The sequence below is a fragment of the Allocatelliglobosispora scoriae genome (genome assembly GCF_014204945.1).
Lineage (GTDB): Bacteria > Actinomycetota > Actinomycetes > Mycobacteriales > Micromonosporaceae > Allocatelliglobosispora > Allocatelliglobosispora scoriae.
Genome location: NZ_JACHMN010000001.1, coordinates 506884 through 521955, shown reverse-complemented (window position 1 = coordinate 521955; position 15072 = coordinate 506884). Strand labels below are relative to the sequence as shown.

Genomic DNA, 15072 nt, shown 5'->3' with positions numbered 1-15072 from the left:
CTGGCCGTGCCCCCAGTTTTCGCGGTCCTCCTCCTCGCAGCCGCCCTGATCGGCGTCGGGCTGCTGGTCAACCGGTCCCGCATCCGCCGCTGGGTCGCGCGGCGGCAGGCCGCGCGCGTCGGCGGCCAGATCGAGGAGCTCGGCCGGGAGACGCGCCTGGTCCTGCTCGGCGACGAGTTCGACCGGCTGCGCCGCAAGGCCGACACCGACGAGCAGCGGCTGCGCCTGGCCGAGATGCTGCGCCTGTCCGCCGTGGACCACCAGCTCAACGGGCGCCTCGCGGAGGCGCTGACCTGCGCCGAGGAGGCCGCCGACATCACCGACGAGCTGTCGGGCAAGCACCCGCGGCAGGCGATCTGGCCGCACCTGACGCTGGGCCAGGCGCTCGCGGCGATCGGCGACGACGACGTGGCGGCCGTCGCGGTCCGCAAGGCGTTCGACCTGGCGCAGGCCTACCACCTGCCCGGCCTCGACCGGGCGATGCTCGCGGCGAACCTGAGCATGATCCTGCGGCGCCTGGGCCGGGCCGACGAGGCGGCCAAGCTCGCGACGTGGGCCGTCACGGTCGGTCAGCAGGCCGAGACGGCCGAAGCGCCGCCGTTCACCGTCGCCGCGATGGGATGGGCGCAGGCGGCGCTCGCGCTGGCGCAGACCGACACCGGCCAGGACGGGCGCCCGGCCGCCGACGAGGCCGTGGCGATCTGGAACTCGCTCGTCGCGGCCGGTGTCTTCCCCGACGGGGAGAGCGAGGGCCAGGCCTACGCGGACTTCGTCGCCGCCTACGCGCTGCGGCCCTTCGACCCGGCGCTGGCGCAGGAGAAGGCCCAGCGCGTTCTCCTGCATTTCGAGCAGCTCAGCGCCCAGGTGCCCCGGCGTTACGACCGGCGCCTGGTCGAGGTCGACGCGTTCCTGCGCAGCCCGGCTCCGGCCGCGATCTGATCACCCGGCGTCGATGTCGGCGATGACGCAGGCGATGTTGTCGGGCGCACCCGCGGCGTGGGCGAGCGCGATCAGCTCCCGGACGGCCTGCTCGGGGTCCGGCACTGTGGTCAGGGTCTCGTGCAGCGCCGCCCGCGGCACCACGGCCCACAGCCCGTCGGAGCAGAGCAGGTAGCGGTCGCCGGGCAGCGCGGTCCGCAGGGCAAGGTCCGCCTCCACCGGTTGGCCGCCGCCGAGCGCCCGGACCAGCATGGCGCGCTGCGGGTGCGCGGCCGCCTCGGCGCTGCTGAGCCTGCCCTGGTCGATCTGCGTCTGCACCCAGCTGTGGTCCTGGGTGAGCTGGAACAGCTCGCCGCCGCGCAGCAGGTAGGCCCGGGTGTCGCCGACGTGCACGAGGGCGAGCTGCGAGCCGGACCGCAGGATGGCGGTGAGGGTCGTGGCCGGCTGCTGGTCGTCGGTCGACAGCCGGCGGACGGCGGTGTCGGCGGCGGTGATCGCCTCGGTCAGCATCGTCAGCAGTTCCGCGGCGGGTGCCGTGGCGAGCTGCAACGGGATGAGGGCGTCGAGGGCGGCCGCGCTGGCGGCGGCTCCGCCGGGTCCGCGGGTGCCGTCGGCGACGGCGAGCAGCCGGTCGCCGGCGTAGGCGATGTCCTCATTGGTGTCGCGCGGCGGCGCACCGATGTCGGTGGCGGCGGCGTAGCGGATGCCGAGGGCGGCGGTGGTGTCGGGCATGGCGGTGCTCCTTCGGGACAGGTGCTCGACGAGGAAGGCGGCGAGCTGCGCGCGGGCAGCGGTGTCGGCGGTGACCTGCTGCCAGTACGCGGTGACCGCCTCGGCGGCGTCGGCGGGCGGCAGGCCGCACACGGTGCGGATCTCGGCCAGCGGCATGCCGATGCTGCGCAGCCGGGCGATGAGCCGGGCGTGGTCGAGCTGGTCGGGGTCGTAGAGCCGGTAGCCGGTCTCGGCGTCGACGGCGGCGGGGGACAGCAGCCCCAGCTCGTCGTAGAGGCGCAGCGCCTTGGGCGTCAGCCGGCAGGCGTGGGCGAACACCCCGATGGTCAGCAGCCCCACGTGTCGGCCTCCTTCTCGTCCCGGCCGCGTCGGCCGGCAGGGACCAGCCTGCGGCTTACCCCAAGGTCAAGGTCAAGGCGACGCGCCGCGGGATCCGCTCCGCCCGAGACTTAGTTGCGTCGTTAGACAAACTTATTTACGCTGAGACCAGCGTGGATGAGTCGGGAGCGGACGTCATCCGTGAGGTAACACCACATCTCGCCCCAGCCCAGGGGCCTCCCACAAATCAGAGGTAGGTCGTGAAAAGACTACTCACCGCCCTCGGCGCCGCCCTGCTCGTCGTCGCCGCATCCTTCCTGGTGTTCGTCAGCCCCGCCAGCGCCGCGACCGGGCTGCACATCAGCGGCACCAACATCGTCGAGGCCAACGGCCAGACGTTCGTCATGCGCGGCGTCAACCACGAGCACGTGTGGTTCACCGGCCAGACCAGCTCGTTCGCGAACATCAAGGCGCTGGGCGCCAACACCGTCCGGGTGGTCCTCGGCAGCGGCAAGCGGTGGGGGCCGTCCAACGACGTCCCCGCCATCATCGCCCTGTGCAAGCAGAACAAGCTGATCTGCGTACTGGAGGTGCACGACACCACCGGCTACGGCGAGGACGGCGCGGCCGCCACGCTCGACGAGGCGGCCAACTACTGGATCAGCCAGAAGGCCAACCTGGTCGGCCAGGAGAACTACGTCGTCATCAACATCGGCAACGAGCCGATCGGCAACACCAACGCCGCGCAGTGGACCGCCGCGACCACCGCCGCGATCCAGAAGCTGCGCACCAACGGCTTCGAGCACCTGCTCATGGTCGACGCGCCCAACTGGGGCCAGGACTGGCAGTACGTCATGCGCGACAACGCCCAGACCGTCCTCAACGCCGACACCAAGAAGAACACGGTGCTGTCGATCCACATGTACGACGTGTTCAACACCGCCGCCAGCATCACCGCCTACCTCGACCGGTTCCGCACCAACGGCTGGCCGCTGGTGATCGGCGAGTTCGGCTGGCAGCAGTCGTCGAACAACGTCGACGACCAGACCATCCTCGCCGAGGCGAAGGCCCGCGGCCTGGGCTACCTCGGCTGGTCCTGGGCCGGCAACAACGACCCCTACCTGGACATGACGGTCAACTTCGACCCCGCCCAGCTCACCACCTGGGGCAAGCGCCTGTTCGGCGGCGCCAACGGCATCACCGCCAACTCGCGGCAGGCCACCATCTACGACGGCACGACCTCGCCGTCGGCGTCGGCGTCGCGCAGCACCACCCCGTCGCCGAGCGTCTCCCCGAGCCGGTCGACGAGCCCCTCTCCGAGCCCGTCGCCGAGCACCGGCGGGCGCACCTGCACCGCGGCGTACGCGGTGACGGGGCAGTGGCCCGACGGCTTCCAGGGTGAGGTGAAGGTGACCGCCGGCGCCTCGGCGATCACGGGGTGGACGGTGACCTGGACCTATGCCAACGGCCAGACCGTCACGCAGTCCTGGAGCGCGACGGTGACGAGCAGCGGGGCGACCGTCACCGCCCGCAACGCCGGCTACAACGGTGCGCTCGCCGCCGGGGCCGCCACGACCTTCGGGTTCCTCGGGAAGTGGAACAACGCCGCCAACGGCGTACCCACCGCTTCCTGCACCGCGAGCTGAACCCACCCGGCGGCCGGGCGCGCACCGCGCCCGGCCGCCGGCTCATCCGGAGGTCGACATGCTTCGCAGATCAGTTTTGTACGCCGTCCTCGCCGCCCTGATCGCGGCGGCGACCTTTCTCGCCGTCCAGCCTGCGCAGTCCGCCGCGGCACCGGTGCGGATCATGCCGCTGGGCGACTCCATCACCGCCGGGACCGGCTGCTGGCGGGCCACGCTCTGGCACCAGCTGCAGCTCGCCGGGTACACCGGCATCGATTTCGTCGGCGGCGTCTCCGACGGCGGCGGCTGCAACCCCGGGTACACCTACGACTTCGACCACGAGGGCCACGGCGGCTACTCCGCCACCGGCATCGCCGACAACAACCAGCTCCCGCCGTGGCTGGCCGCGGCGCGGCCGGACATCGTCCTCATGCACCTCGGCACGAACGACATGTGGGGCCACTACATCGCGACCGCGACGAAGCTCGCCGCGTTCACCAAGCTCGTCGGGCAGATGCGGGCCGCCAACTCCACCGTGAAGATCATCGTCGCGCAGATCATCCCGATGAGCGCCGCGAGCTGCTCGACCTGCCCGGCCGACATCGTGGAGCTCAACAACGCGCTGCCGGGCTGGGCGGCGGGCCTCACCACGACCCAGTCGCCGATCACCCTCGCCGACCTGTGGACCGGCTACGACGCGGTCGCGGACAACACCGACGGGGTGCATCCCAACAACAGCGGCTTCCAGAAGATGGCGAACCGCTGGTACCCCGTGCTGACGCGGGTGCTCGACGGCGTGACACCGTCACCGTCGGCCAGCGCGACCCGCTCGCCGAGCGCGTCGCCGTCGGCCAGCCCGTCGCCGTCGGCCAGCCCGTCGGCCTCTCCGTCGGCCGGTGGCGCCTGTTCGGCGGCGTACACGGTGGTTTCGCAGTGGGGCGGCAGCTTCCAGGGCGAGGTGACGGTGAAGAACACCTCGGCGTCGGCGTCGGCGGCGTGGACCGCGACCTTCACCTACGCCAACGGCCAGCAGGTCAGCCAGGCGTGGAACGCAACGGTGGCGCAGAGCGGGACGGTCGTCACGGCTCGCAACGCGACTTACAACGGTGGTCTCGCGCCAGGGGCGTCCACATCGTTCGGGTTCCTCGCGAGCTGGAACAACGCCACGAACGCGGTCCCCGCGGTGCGCTGCACCCTCGGGTAACCGACCGGCTCCCGTTCCCGCCGGGAACGGGAGCCGGTCCGCCCGGTCAGCGGCCGCCGGGGAGGACGAGCTCGGCGTTCGGCGGGAGGAGGCAGGCGAGCGACGCCGCCCCGTCCGTCCGGCGCAGCCGGTGCACCTCGATCTCGTCGGCGAACGACGGCGAGCCCATCGAGTGGTTGCGGATCACCGTGACCGAGGAGCCGGAGACGCCGCCCATCCCCCAGAACTGGTAGTCCAGCGGCGATTCGGCCTGGTAGGAGTGCCGCCACAGCTGTCGTCCGGTGCGCAGGTCCCAGGCGGTCACCGCACCGGTGCCCGTGTTCGACCCCGAGAACATCGTGGAGTCGACGACGAGGCCGAAGGGCCCTGTCGAGTCGTCGCCGAAGTCGATGGTGGTCCGGTGCACCTCGGCGCCGGTGACCGGGTCGACGATCGAGTAGCTCTCGTGCCGGGGGTCGGGGTCGCGGTTCTCGCCGTCCCACATGCGGGTCATCACCAGCGTGCCGTCGTCGCGGACGCCGATGACCTGCCATGCCTCGCCGTTGCGGTCGGGCAGGCGTACCTCGATCTTCTCGCCGGTGGCGACCTCGTGGCGTTCGTAGGCGGAGGAGCCGCCGGGGGACAGCGGCCGGGTCGTCAGCCACCGCGAATTCGACGACCACTGGCCCGGGTCGAAGACGCCGGGCAGCCGGACGACCGTCTCGCCGGTGAGGTCCCGCAGGGTGCTGCCGAACGCTACGGACGGCCGGCTGAGCCACCGGCCGTCGGGAGACAGGTGTACGCCGAACATCGGGTCCAGGGGTTTCTGCGGTTCCGCAGTCGCGCCCGGCAGCAGCGACGACTGCGGGTCCGGTGTGGCCGGCGGTGGCGGCACGGGTACCGGCGGGAGCTTGACGAACCGGCCGTTCTCGGTCAGCAGCCACGCGTCGCGGCCCGGTTCGCCCGCCGACCGGTAGACCAGCACCCCGGCACCGACGCCCTGCCCGGCCAGGACCGGCCCGTCCGGCTCGGCGGGCAGTCCGGTTAGGCATACCGGCGGGTAGCCGGGTCCTGCCTGGTCCGGCTCCGCCGTCGCCTGGGCACAGGCGGTGAGGGCCAGAGGTGCGATGAGTAGAACCGCGCAGGCGGCCCGTCCGATTCTCATGCCTGCCCCACGCGCCGATCGCCGCTGCGGTTTCACCCGGCGGCGATCGGCTTCGGCACGGCACTCGCCGGCGCCGGTGTCACACGTCGGCGAACGTGGTCGTCAGCTCGCACGTCACCGATCCGGAGTTCAGGGAACTGGTGTCGGACCTGCGGGGCCAGTAGCCGATAGGCTGCACCGTGTACTGGCAGGCGGCCGCCGAGTTCACCGCGGGCATACCACCCGGGACGACGACCCTGATGCCGTCCGGGATGCCCCGCAGGACCCCGAGGCTGCTCCCCGGCGGCATGGGGTTGGCCAGATGGCTGAAGGTGACCGGCAGTCTCACCAGCCGCAGCTGCGCCGAGCAGGTGGCGGCACCCACGTTGAGGGCCCGCCACGCGAATTCGTTCTCGCCGGACGGCTGGGTCCGGTAGCGGACGTTGACCACCTCGATCGCGCAGTCGCCGCTGGCGAGCTGGTCCGGGACGGGAGCCACCACGTAGACGTTCGCGCCGGTGCGCGCGTCGTTCAGGGTGAAGTTGCGCCACTGGCCGGGGGTGAGCGAACCGGAGGCGACCTCGGTGAACTTGGTCAGGCGGGCCAGCCACACCGTGACCTGGCACCGTTCTCCGTGCCCGCCGTGGATCTCCAGGTGGAACTCGCGCTCGCCGGAGGCGTGGCGGACATACCAGGTCCGGGCGATGGTGACGTGGCAGACGTCGTTCGGGTCGTCGGCTTCGGTCACTTCGAGGCCGGGCGCGTAGGCGTCGGAGGTGGCGTTGTTCCACCACACGTGGCGGATCTCGTCCGGCTCGAGAACGCCGAGGCTGAAGGAGGCGAAGGAGGCGGCCGACGCGACACCGGGGGTGGCCACCACGCCGACCGAACTCGTCAGGACCAACGCCAGGGAGACGGCAGCGGCACGGCGCCACCGGCCCGGAACATGCGGATGCTTCATGGCCTGGATGGTCACACGTGCGGCCGTCCCGGACGGGCGGCGTTGGACGCGGTTGGACAGCACACCGCGGGCACAGCGGTTCGGCTGGGACGGAGGTCGAGGCGAGCGGATCGGGCGGCGGCTGGGTCGCCAAGCTGTCCGAGCGCGACACGCTTCTAACTCTGACGACGCGATGGAGGCATCCGTTCAGCTTGCCGCTGGGTAATAACGATCGCGCCTTCCCTGCCCGAGAATGCAACGTTACAAAGTGGACCATGGAGTCAACTACCCGCCTGTGAATGGGCGGGTTTGCAGGTCACCTCCCTCGCTGGCTGCGAGGTCAGGCCGCGTGCGGGCGGTTGACTGCGCCCCGGCCTCGACACCACGCGAGGCGATGTTGAGGGCCGCATTGTGATCGGCGTGGGCAACGACCCCGCACGACCGACAGTTAAAGGTTTCCTGGTCGACTCGGTTTCGCTTATCGCGGTGGCCGCACCGGTGGCAGGTCTGGGAGGTGTACCGGGGGTCGACTTCGACCAGTGGTACACCGGCGCGGCGGGCTTTGTAGGTCAGGAACTCGCCGAGCTGGTGGAACGACCATGAGGACAGCGTGACCCGTTGGGGCTTGCGGAGCCGGACCCGTTCGCGGATCCCCGTCAGGTCTTCGACGGCGATACCTCGACCGGTGCGTTCAGCCTTGGTCACGATGGTCTTCGCGATGCAATGGTTGACGTTCGCGGCGTGCCGCGCTTCCTTGCGCCGACGCCGGGCGAGCAGCCTGCGCGCGGAGTTGGTGTCCTTACGCTGCAACCGTTGACGTAGCCGCAGTTGCCGACGGCGGTAGCTGTTGAGGGTGGTCCCGGCGTACCGGTCACCGTCGGAGTCGTAGGCGATGTTCGCGATGCCCATGTCGATGCCGAGGAACCCTTTCGGGTCGACTAGCTCGGGCTCGGCGGCCTCGACAGTCGTGTGGAGGAACCACATGCCGTCGCGGTGGACCAGGTCGGACTCACCGACCGGGAGTTCCGCGACGGCCTTGAGCCCGTCCGGCGACCCGGCGTACGCGACGCCCTTGAGGCGCCCGGCGACTGTCCAGATGGACACGGTGCGCGCGTTGCGTTGCCAGGAAAGCATCCGTGCGTCGTAGGGCTGTGCGGCTTCCCACCGGAAGCTGATCGGGTCGGTCTCGGCCCTGCGCCGCCGCTTCGACCCTGGCCTGCCGAGGTTCCCCGCCCGAATGTTGGCCTTCAGGGCCTTGTACGAGTCGCAGACCTTCTTAATGACGTGCTGCGCGGCCTGCGCACCGAGCCGGTGGTTGTCCTTGATGTTCTGATAGACGTACTTACGCAGGTCGTAGTTACGGTAGACGCCTCTGTTGCGGGCGACCCGGGCGACTTCCGAGGCAGCAGTGTTGCAGGCACGCAGAGTCGACTCCAGAGCCGACACCTGTTCGGGCGTCGGAAGCAGTTTTACCTGCACGACCAGCTTCACCCTCACATTGTGCCATTTGGCCTATGCCACCAAGATGGACCCCAGACCCCGATATTAAGTACGGCCGCAGCATTATCCACAACCTCCACGTCCATTTGGCCTTCTGTGCGCGATCGCGGTACTCGCCGGAACCCGCGACGACGGGCTGCCCTTCGGCGTGCAGCTCATCACGCCGGCCTTCGCCGAGGCCGCTGAACTCACAGCTCACCGGCCTCGGCGGGCGGCTGGCGTACCAGCGGCGGATACCGGCCCGCGCTCGTCTACACCGGCGACGGCCCGGCCGACGGGGTCGCCGTCGAGGTGTTCGAGCTGCCCCAGCAGGGCGTCGGCGCGCTGCTCGGCACCATCCCGGCGCCGCTGGCGCTCGGCCGGGTCGTGCTCGACGACGGTGCCGAGGTGACCGGGTTCCTCGCCGAGTCGACCCGGCTCGACGGTGCCACCGACATCAGCGGCTTCGGCGGCTGGCGCGCCGCCACCGCCTGACCGTCAGCCTTCCAGACCCGGTTTGGCGGCGTTGACGAGGTTCTCCGTGTTCGTCGCCAATCCCTTGTCGTCGCAGCCCTCGGGCAGATTCGGATCGGCTTTGCTCGCGGTGGTGAGCGCGATCAACATGTAGGCGCGGAACTCCTCGACCCGCTCCCGCACCTCCGTCGGCGCGATCAGGTCGACGCGGGCCTTCTGCGTGAGCACCTGGCCGTAGGCGTCGTTCGCGGCGTTCAACGTCAGGTCGCGGTGCGTCATCAGCGCGCAGAGGGACGTCACCTCGCCGAGGAAGTCGACGTAGGCGGTGCGCCGCTGGTCGACGATCTGGGCGTTCCGCACGGTCCACGCCGCGTCCTGCGCCGCCTGGGTCGTGACGATGTTGCTGATGATCGCGGCGGCGGCGGTGGTGATCAGGCCGACGATCGCGATGATCGTGCTGCCTCGGCCGCCCTTGGCGCTGTTGGCACCGTCAGTCATCGATGCTCCCTGTGTCTGCGAGGTGGGTCGACACGCCGCTGAGCTGCGCTATCGCCGGTATTTTCCGCACGATACCGTTGCTCCACATCGGATGTGTTACGTCCCGCTGTCGGCTGCTTGACAGATGAATGTCGATGCCACACCGCTGCGCCCGGGCATCACGGCGAGGACGGGGGCCCGCCGCTCCGAGCACCGGAACGACCAAGATCGCCGCAACTCTTGAAGAGTTGCGGCGATCTTGGGGCGGCGTCAGCGGGTCGGTCAGGAACCGCAGGCGGCGCCGTTGAGGGCGAAGCCGGTCGGAGCAGCCGAGTTGCCGGTATGCGTGGCCTGGTAGCCGATGGTGGTGGAGGCGCCGGGCGCGAGGGTGCCGTTGTAGTTGACGTTGGTCGCGGTGACCTGCCCGCTGGTCGGGGTATAGGTGGCGCTCCAGCCGGAGGTGATGTTCTGTCCACCCGGGAGCGTGAAGGTCAGGCGCCAGCCGTTGATCGTGGCGCTGCCGGTGTTGGTGATGGTGACATTGTTGGTCAGGCCGTTGTTCCAGGCGCTGACGTTGGAGACCACGCGGCAGCTCGTGGGGCCGCTGCTCGGCGACTGGCTCGGGGACTGGCCGGGCGACCGGGACGCCGACGGCGACGGGGACGGCGGGGTGGTGCCGTCGGGTGCGACCGCGCGGCCGGTGGTCGGCGAGATCATGCCGGCGCAGAGGTTGCGGCTGGCCAGGCCCGCGGCGATCTGCGGGATCGCGGCGACCGTGTTCGCGGGCCAGTCGTGCATCAGGATGATCTGGCCGTTGGTGAGCCGGGCGTTGGCGGCGACGATCGACGCCACGCTGGCGTTGTTCCAGTCCTGGGAGTCGACGTCCCAGATGATCTCGGTGAGCCCGTACTGCGCCTCGACCGACTTGAGGGTCGCGTTCGTCTCGCCGTAGGGCGGGCGGAACAGCTTGGGCGCGGTGCCGGTGATCTGCTGGATCGTCTGCTGGGTGTTGCCGATCTGGGTGCTCATCTGCGCCGTGGTGAGCTGGGTCATGTGCGGGTGGTCCCAGCTGTGGTTGGCGGTCCACATTCCGGCGTTCTTCTGAGCCAGGACCAGCGACGGGTTGGCCTGCGCGTTCTGCCCGGTGTTGAAGAAGGTCGCCCGCAGCCCGGCGGAGCGCAGGGCGTTGAGCAGGTTCTGGGTGTTGCCGGCGGTGGGGCCGTCGTCGAAGGTGAGGCCGACGTAGCCGTTGCAGGCCGCCGCCTGGGACGGTGCCGCGGCGGTCATGACCACGACGGTGCTGACGAGCGCCGTGGCGGAGACGGCGGTCGTGACGGCGAGGATCTGCCTGGTGAATCGACGTGCGGAAGCCATTGCTTCTCCCTTGCATGCGACTGCCGGCTGGGCGACCAGTGCCGCTGGGTGGTTGGAGCTTGTGGGCAGCCCTATTGAAGCATCACGATTTTTGTTTCTGCAAGTTCCGGTACCAATTTGGCCCACTGTGCAGATCGACTCACCATGAATGTGCACTTCAATACCCATGATCGGTTACCGAAACTTTCAGTCATATGGACCCTCGGCATTCTCAAATGTAAGCTCGTCAATATTTGAGGAGCTGGACATGGGCTGGAGAAATTCTCGGCTGGCGGCGCGCGTACTGGCCGTCGGGGCCGCGATCACCGTGGGCGTCACGGGCGGCGTACCGGCGAATGCCGGGTTGGATGCTCGTGGCGGCGCACGGCCGCAGGGCGCCTCGGCGACCGTGATGGCCGCGCTGCAGCGCGATCTCGGCCTCACTGCCGACCAGGTGAACCGGCGTCTGGCGCAGGAGTCCGTCGCGGTGAAACTCGACGCCGAAGTGCGCGCCACCATGGGCGCGGAGTTCGCCGGTTCGTGGTTCGACCCCGGGTCCGGCACGCTCGTCGTCGCGGTCACCAGCGCGCAGGCCGCCGCCAGGATCACCGCCTCGGGCGCCCAGGCGCGAATGGTCCGCCACCCCATGTCCACCCTGCGGGCGATCACCGACAAGCTCGACGGCCTCGCCGGGCGCGCGAACCCCGCCTCGCGCAGCCACGCGGTGGACGGGCTGGTGGGCTGGTACATCGACCCGGTCGCCAACAGCGTGGTCGTCACGGCACTGCAGGGTGCCACGCGAGCCGCAGCGCTGGACCTTTTCGCCGGCTACGAGGACGCGGTCCGGGTGGAGTACACCGATCGCATGCCCACCCCGGCCACGAACGCCATCGACGGCGGCGATGTGATCAACCGCACCTGCTCGGCCGGGTTCAATCTCCGCAACCCCACGACCGGCCAGGGCTACCTGCTCACCGCCGGACACTGCGTCGCGCAGAACTCGGGGGTACGCGGCCAGGGCGGCCCGTTCGGTATCGGCGTCTTCTTCGGCACCGCGATCATCAGCCGTTTCCCCTCCGCCGACGACGCGATCGTCCGCAACGAGAGTGCCGGTTACTGGATCCAGGGACCCTGGATGGACCTGAACCCGTCCAATGGGAACTTCGCCTATGTCGTCGGCACCAGCGACGCCCCGGTCGGCACCTCGATCTGCAAGTCGGGCATCACGACCAAGCTGACCTGCGGCACCATCACCGCGAAGCGGGAGACCGTGACCTACAGCGGCGGGCGCACCGTCTATGACCTCACCCGTCACAACGCGTGCGTCGAAGGCGGCGACTCCGGCGGCCCGAACACCACGCAGTTCGGCACCGCGGCCGAGGGCGTCACCAGCGGATCCAACGGTTACTCGGGCCGCTGCGGCGAGGTCTACGGATACGCCAACGTCTCGTGGTACTACCCGATCGTGCTCAGCCTCGCCCTCTACGGCCAGGTATACGGCGCGACCCTCTGGTAGGCGCCGTCCCGCTCGCGTTGATGAGGGCGGCCAGGTCCGCCACGACATCGCCGGAGAGGCGTAGCGCCGACCGGCCTTTGCTCGCGTAAGGATCCGGCGACGGCGCCGAACCGTCGCCGGATCACCTTTCCGCCGGTGCCCGGGACATCCGGTCGGGCCGTTTAGGCGGCCTCCGTGGCTGTCAGGCCGTTTATGCAGGTCAGAGCCGCTATGTGAAAGCTGCGCCGGGTCGCTGGAGCGCGACGGCGGGAACCGTCAGGACCATTTCGGCAGGTAGATCTCTTGTAATTATTTGGATCATCCATAACGGACATTATGGTGTACGCGGATTATCGCGCGTCAGACCCTTTTTCTAATTATTGGATTACATTAACCAGCAATTCAGTAATTACCCGAGGGTGCTGAGCGGAGTGACCGCTGCGCCCGCGCACCACCGTGGGGCCGACGCAGCGGTCGGTGCGTTACAGGCCGGCGGCGCTGCGGGCGTTCTGCAGCTCGACGGAGGCGTCGCCGAAGTATCCCCACGGCCACTCCGATGCGCGGTCGCCGCCGCGCTCGAGGTGTACCCGTGCCTTGGCCTTCGCCCCCGCGTGGGCGTAGTAGGCGCCGAACATCTGGTGCGCCATCATCGCCCACGGGTGGTCGGCGAACGCTGCCGCGCCCGCCAGCATCCGGTCCGACGCCCGGTCCACCTCGTCGCGGACGGCTGCGCGCTTCAGCGGGCCGTAGGTGAACCGTCGGTAGATCCGGCCGGCGAAGTTGCCCTCCATCCACCCGTCGACCCAGACCTCGATGTGGGCCTGCGGCACCAGCGACAGCAGCGGGTGCCCGTCGGGAAGGAGGGCGACGCGCTCACGTGTGAAGCCGAGCATCTGCTCGGTGCTGCCGTACCACTTGCGGCACAGCATGCTCAGCCGTTGCTGGTTGCCCATGAACGAGTCGGGGGCGAGCGCGTCCACCTGTTTGAACAGCCGGTGTGGTTCGTGGCGGTCGGTCGCCGCCGCCTTGACGACGCTCATCAGCGCTACCAGGGGCGCCGGGTCGTCGGGGGCCAGGGCGGCGGCTCGGCCCAGCATCGTCCGGGACTGCGCGGCGAACCCGAGCATGCCCTGAACCTGGTCCTCGGCCGTGTGGTCCATCGTCGCGGCGCCGCGGGCGGCCCACGCGGCGAAGCCCAGGGCGGAACCGAGCAGCAGCAACGCGTGCGGGTCGTCGCCGGCGTCCGATGCCAGCTCGCGCAGGGCTTTCAACTGGTGCCGGCCGGCGTCGCCCAGCACCGAGACGTAGAGCTCGCGCCGGTCGGGGTCGGTCGTCGCGGCGAGGAGGTCCCGTGCCTGGCCGGGGGCGCCGTCGGCGAGCGCAACGGCCGCGCGCTGCAGTGCGGGGTCGGCCCAGGCGAGGTTCATGTCGGAGGGGAGGGACATAGCGCGGAAGCGTACCAGCGCGGGATTACGGGGCCAGGACGCAGAATTCGTGGCCGTCGGGGTCGGTCAGGCAGGTCCACGGGGCGTCGCCCTGGCCGATGTCGAGGTCGGTGGCGCCGAGTGCCCGCAGCCGGTCCGCCTCCACCGCCCTGTCGTCGCCGGGGTAGGGCAGCAGGTCGAGGTGGATGCGGTCCGGCGCGGTCTTCCCGCCGGGCGTGCGGAGGAATTCCAGGTACGGGCCGGTGTTGTCGGCGTTGCGCAGCACCGCGTGCTCGTCGGTCGCCTCGTGCAGCGTCCAGTCGATCGCCGCACCCCAGAACCGGGCCATGGCCCGCGGATCCGCGCAGTCGACGACCACGACGGCGATCGGCCCGGTGTCCCGGTGCACCTCGCGCGGCTCCAGCACGCAGAACTCGTTGCCCTCCGGGTCGGCGAGAACGGTCCACGGCACGTTGCTCCCCTGACCTACGTCCGCGGGTGTCGCACCGATCGCCCGCAGGCGTGCCACCAGCTCCGCCTGATGGGCCGCGGACGTGGTGGCGAGGTCGAGGTGCACCCGGTTCTTCGCCGCCGTCTTGGGCGCGGGGACGGAGACGACGTCGATGCCGAGGACGACCGGGTCCGGCCAGACGAAGTCGCCGACGGGGGCGACGTAGCTGGTCACGCCGGGTGTGCCGCCGGTGACCGCCCAGCCGAGCGCTGCCGCCCAGAACCGGCCGACCTCGGCGGTGTCGACGGCCTTGATGTTCACCTGGACGGGTCGCAGTGCCATGCCGCCGATCCTATGGCGTCGCCGGTCAGCGATAGGCGGGGTGGATGTCGGCGGGCTTGTCGTCCGGGAGGGCCAGGACCTGCTCGGGAGAGACCTTCGTGAAGTCCGTCCGGGCGATGAGCTGCCGGGAGTATTTGGCCCGCACGACCTTGGCCTCGGTCTCGATGCCGTTCTTGTCCAGCACGGCGCCGGTGGCGATGAGCAGCACCGTTCCGTACCCCATCGAGACGCCTTTGACGGCCTGGAGCAGTGCGATCGCGTCGAGCCGCACCCGGGCCCGGGCCGTCGTGTCGGAGGGGTCGGTGTTGACCGTCCAGGTGATCACGAGCTGGTTCTCCGCCGCGGGCCGCTGCTCGACGGTGAGGGTGCCTGCTGCGGCGCCCGGGTCCGCGGCGCGCAGCGCGGTGACGAGCCGTTGCCGCAGTGCCTCCAGGGGATCCTCCGGGGCGGAGGCGGTCGGGGTGCCCGTCGGCACGGCACCGCTGTCCGGTGCGGCGGAGCGGGGTCCGACCTCGCCCTGCGGACCGGCCTTCGCCGGATCGGCACCCGCGACCGGCCTGTCTCCTTCCGAGGCGCACCCGGCGAGGCTGAGGACCGCCGTCGCCAGAACCACGGCGGACCGCAGACGTGTGACCAAGGGGTGCCACCTTTGTTCGATTGATCGGCAGCCATATCGTATGCACTGCCGGTGGCCGG

13 protein-coding genes and 1 pseudogene are annotated in these 15072 nt (G+C 70.2%); 5 read left to right on the top strand and 9 right to left on the bottom strand.

Annotation, left to right across the window (positions count from 1 at the left end; genetic code table 11):
- The first annotated feature begins 6 nt into the window (after nt 1-6).
- The gene (locus F4553_RS02355) at nt 7-939 is read left to right on the top strand and encodes a tetratricopeptide repeat protein (protein WP_184831452.1); all 933 of its coding nucleotides are present in this window, start codon (nt 7-9) and stop codon (nt 937-939) included.
- On the opposite strand, the gene F4553_RS02350 is transcribed toward F4553_RS02355, so the two are convergent.
- Nucleotides 940-2010 (bottom strand): MerR family transcriptional regulator, encoded by a 1071-nt coding sequence (locus tag F4553_RS02350; protein ID WP_184831450.1) that lies wholly within the window; start codon nt 2008-2010, stop codon nt 940-942. It abuts the gene before it with no gap.
- 239 nt (nt 2011-2249) lie between these two features.
- Between F4553_RS02350 and F4553_RS02345 the strand changes: the two genes are divergently transcribed.
- The gene (locus F4553_RS02345) at nt 2250-3635 is read left to right on the top strand and encodes a cellulase family glycosylhydrolase (RefSeq protein ID WP_184831448.1); all 1386 of its coding nucleotides are present in this window, start codon (nt 2250-2252) and stop codon (nt 3633-3635) included.
- Nucleotides 3636-3693: 58 nt separating this feature from the next.
- Nucleotides 3694-4818 (top strand): cellulose binding domain-containing protein, encoded by a 1125-nt coding sequence (locus tag F4553_RS02340; protein WP_184831446.1) that lies wholly within the window; start codon nt 3694-3696, stop codon nt 4816-4818.
- Nucleotides 4819-4864: 46 nt separating this feature from the next.
- Here the strand turns inward: F4553_RS02340 and F4553_RS02335 are convergent, their stop codons facing one another.
- From F4553_RS02335 to F4553_RS02325, 3 genes are all read right to left on the bottom strand, one after another.
- Nucleotides 4865-5962, bottom strand: coding sequence for a hypothetical protein (locus F4553_RS02335; protein WP_184831439.1), 1098 nt, complete (start codon nt 5960-5962; stop codon nt 4865-4867).
- A gap of 79 nt (nt 5963-6041) precedes the next feature.
- Entirely contained in the window at nt 6042-6902 is an 861-nt protein-coding gene (locus F4553_RS02330; RefSeq protein WP_184831437.1) for a hypothetical protein, read from the bottom strand.
- Nucleotides 6903-7166: 264 nt separating this feature from the next.
- Nucleotides 7167-8372 (bottom strand): RNA-guided endonuclease InsQ/TnpB family protein, encoded by a 1206-nt coding sequence (locus F4553_RS02325; protein WP_221469658.1) that lies wholly within the window; start codon nt 8370-8372, stop codon nt 7167-7169.
- 255 nt (nt 8373-8627) lie between these two features.
- On the opposite strand from F4553_RS02325, the pseudogene F4553_RS02320 reads away from it, so the two are divergent.
- Nucleotides 8628-8855 (top strand): annotated as a pseudogene (locus F4553_RS02320) (allophanate hydrolase-related protein); the annotation flags it as partial.
- 3 nt (nt 8856-8858) lie between these two features.
- Here F4553_RS02320 and F4553_RS02315 read toward each other — a convergent pair.
- Nucleotides 8859-9332 (bottom strand): hypothetical protein, encoded by a 474-nt coding sequence (locus F4553_RS02315; RefSeq protein WP_184831433.1) that lies wholly within the window; start codon nt 9330-9332, stop codon nt 8859-8861.
- Between the two features lie 261 nt (nt 9333-9593).
- Nucleotides 9594-10685, bottom strand: a complete 1092-nt coding sequence (locus F4553_RS02310) for a polysaccharide deacetylase family protein (protein WP_184831431.1) — start codon at nt 10683-10685, stop codon at nt 9594-9596.
- Nucleotides 10686-10932: 247 nt separating this feature from the next.
- On the opposite strand from F4553_RS02310, the gene F4553_RS02305 reads away from it, so the two are divergent.
- Nucleotides 10933-12180 carry a S1 family peptidase gene (locus tag F4553_RS02305; protein WP_184831424.1) on the top strand — a complete coding sequence of 416 codons (1248 nt, stop codon included), beginning with the start codon at nt 10933-10935 and terminating at the stop codon, nt 12178-12180.
- A 461-nt stretch (nt 12181-12641) separates the two neighbouring features.
- On the opposite strand, the gene F4553_RS02300 is transcribed toward F4553_RS02305, so the two are convergent.
- The 3 genes from F4553_RS02300 to F4553_RS02290 are packed head-to-tail and all read right to left on the bottom strand — an operon-like array spanning nt 12642 to nt 15013.
- Nucleotides 12642-13604, bottom strand: coding sequence for a hypothetical protein (locus tag F4553_RS02300; RefSeq protein WP_184831422.1), 963 nt, complete (start codon nt 13602-13604; stop codon nt 12642-12644).
- Between the two features lie 25 nt (nt 13605-13629).
- Nucleotides 13630-14376 carry a VOC family protein gene (locus F4553_RS02295; protein WP_184831420.1) on the bottom strand — a complete coding sequence of 249 codons (747 nt, stop codon included), beginning with the start codon at nt 14374-14376 and terminating at the stop codon, nt 13630-13632.
- A 25-nt stretch (nt 14377-14401) separates the two neighbouring features.
- The gene (locus tag F4553_RS02290) at nt 14402-15013 is read right to left on the bottom strand and encodes a hypothetical protein (RefSeq protein WP_184831418.1); all 612 of its coding nucleotides are present in this window, start codon (nt 15011-15013) and stop codon (nt 14402-14404) included.
- Nucleotides 15014-15072: the final 59 nt, after the last annotated feature.

Bases quoted from the DNA above. Each gene is read 5' to 3' on its own strand.
- F4553_RS02310 (WP_184831431.1), bottom strand. From the start codon at position 10,685: ATGGCTTCCGCACGTCGATTCACCAGGCAGATCCTCGCCGTCACGACC.
- F4553_RS02295 (WP_184831420.1), bottom strand. From the start codon at position 14,376: ATGGCACTGCGACCCGTCCAGGTGAACATCAAGGCCGTCGACACCGCC.
- F4553_RS02335 (WP_184831439.1), bottom strand. From the start codon at position 5,962: ATGAGAATCGGACGGGCCGCCTGCGCGGTTCTACTCATCGCACCTCTG.
- F4553_RS02330 (WP_184831437.1), bottom strand. From the start codon at position 6,902: ATGAAGCATCCGCATGTTCCGGGCCGGTGGCGCCGTGCCGCTGCCGTC.
- F4553_RS02300 (WP_184831422.1), bottom strand. From the start codon at position 13,604: ATGTCCCTCCCCTCCGACATGAACCTCGCCTGGGCCGACCCCGCACTG.
- F4553_RS02305 (WP_184831424.1), top strand. From the start codon at position 10,933: ATGGGCTGGAGAAATTCTCGGCTGGCGGCGCGCGTACTGGCCGTCGGG.
- F4553_RS02340 (WP_184831446.1), top strand. From the start codon at position 3,694: ATGCTTCGCAGATCAGTTTTGTACGCCGTCCTCGCCGCCCTGATCGCG.
- F4553_RS02315 (WP_184831433.1), bottom strand. From the start codon at position 9,332: ATGACTGACGGTGCCAACAGCGCCAAGGGCGGCCGAGGCAGCACGATC.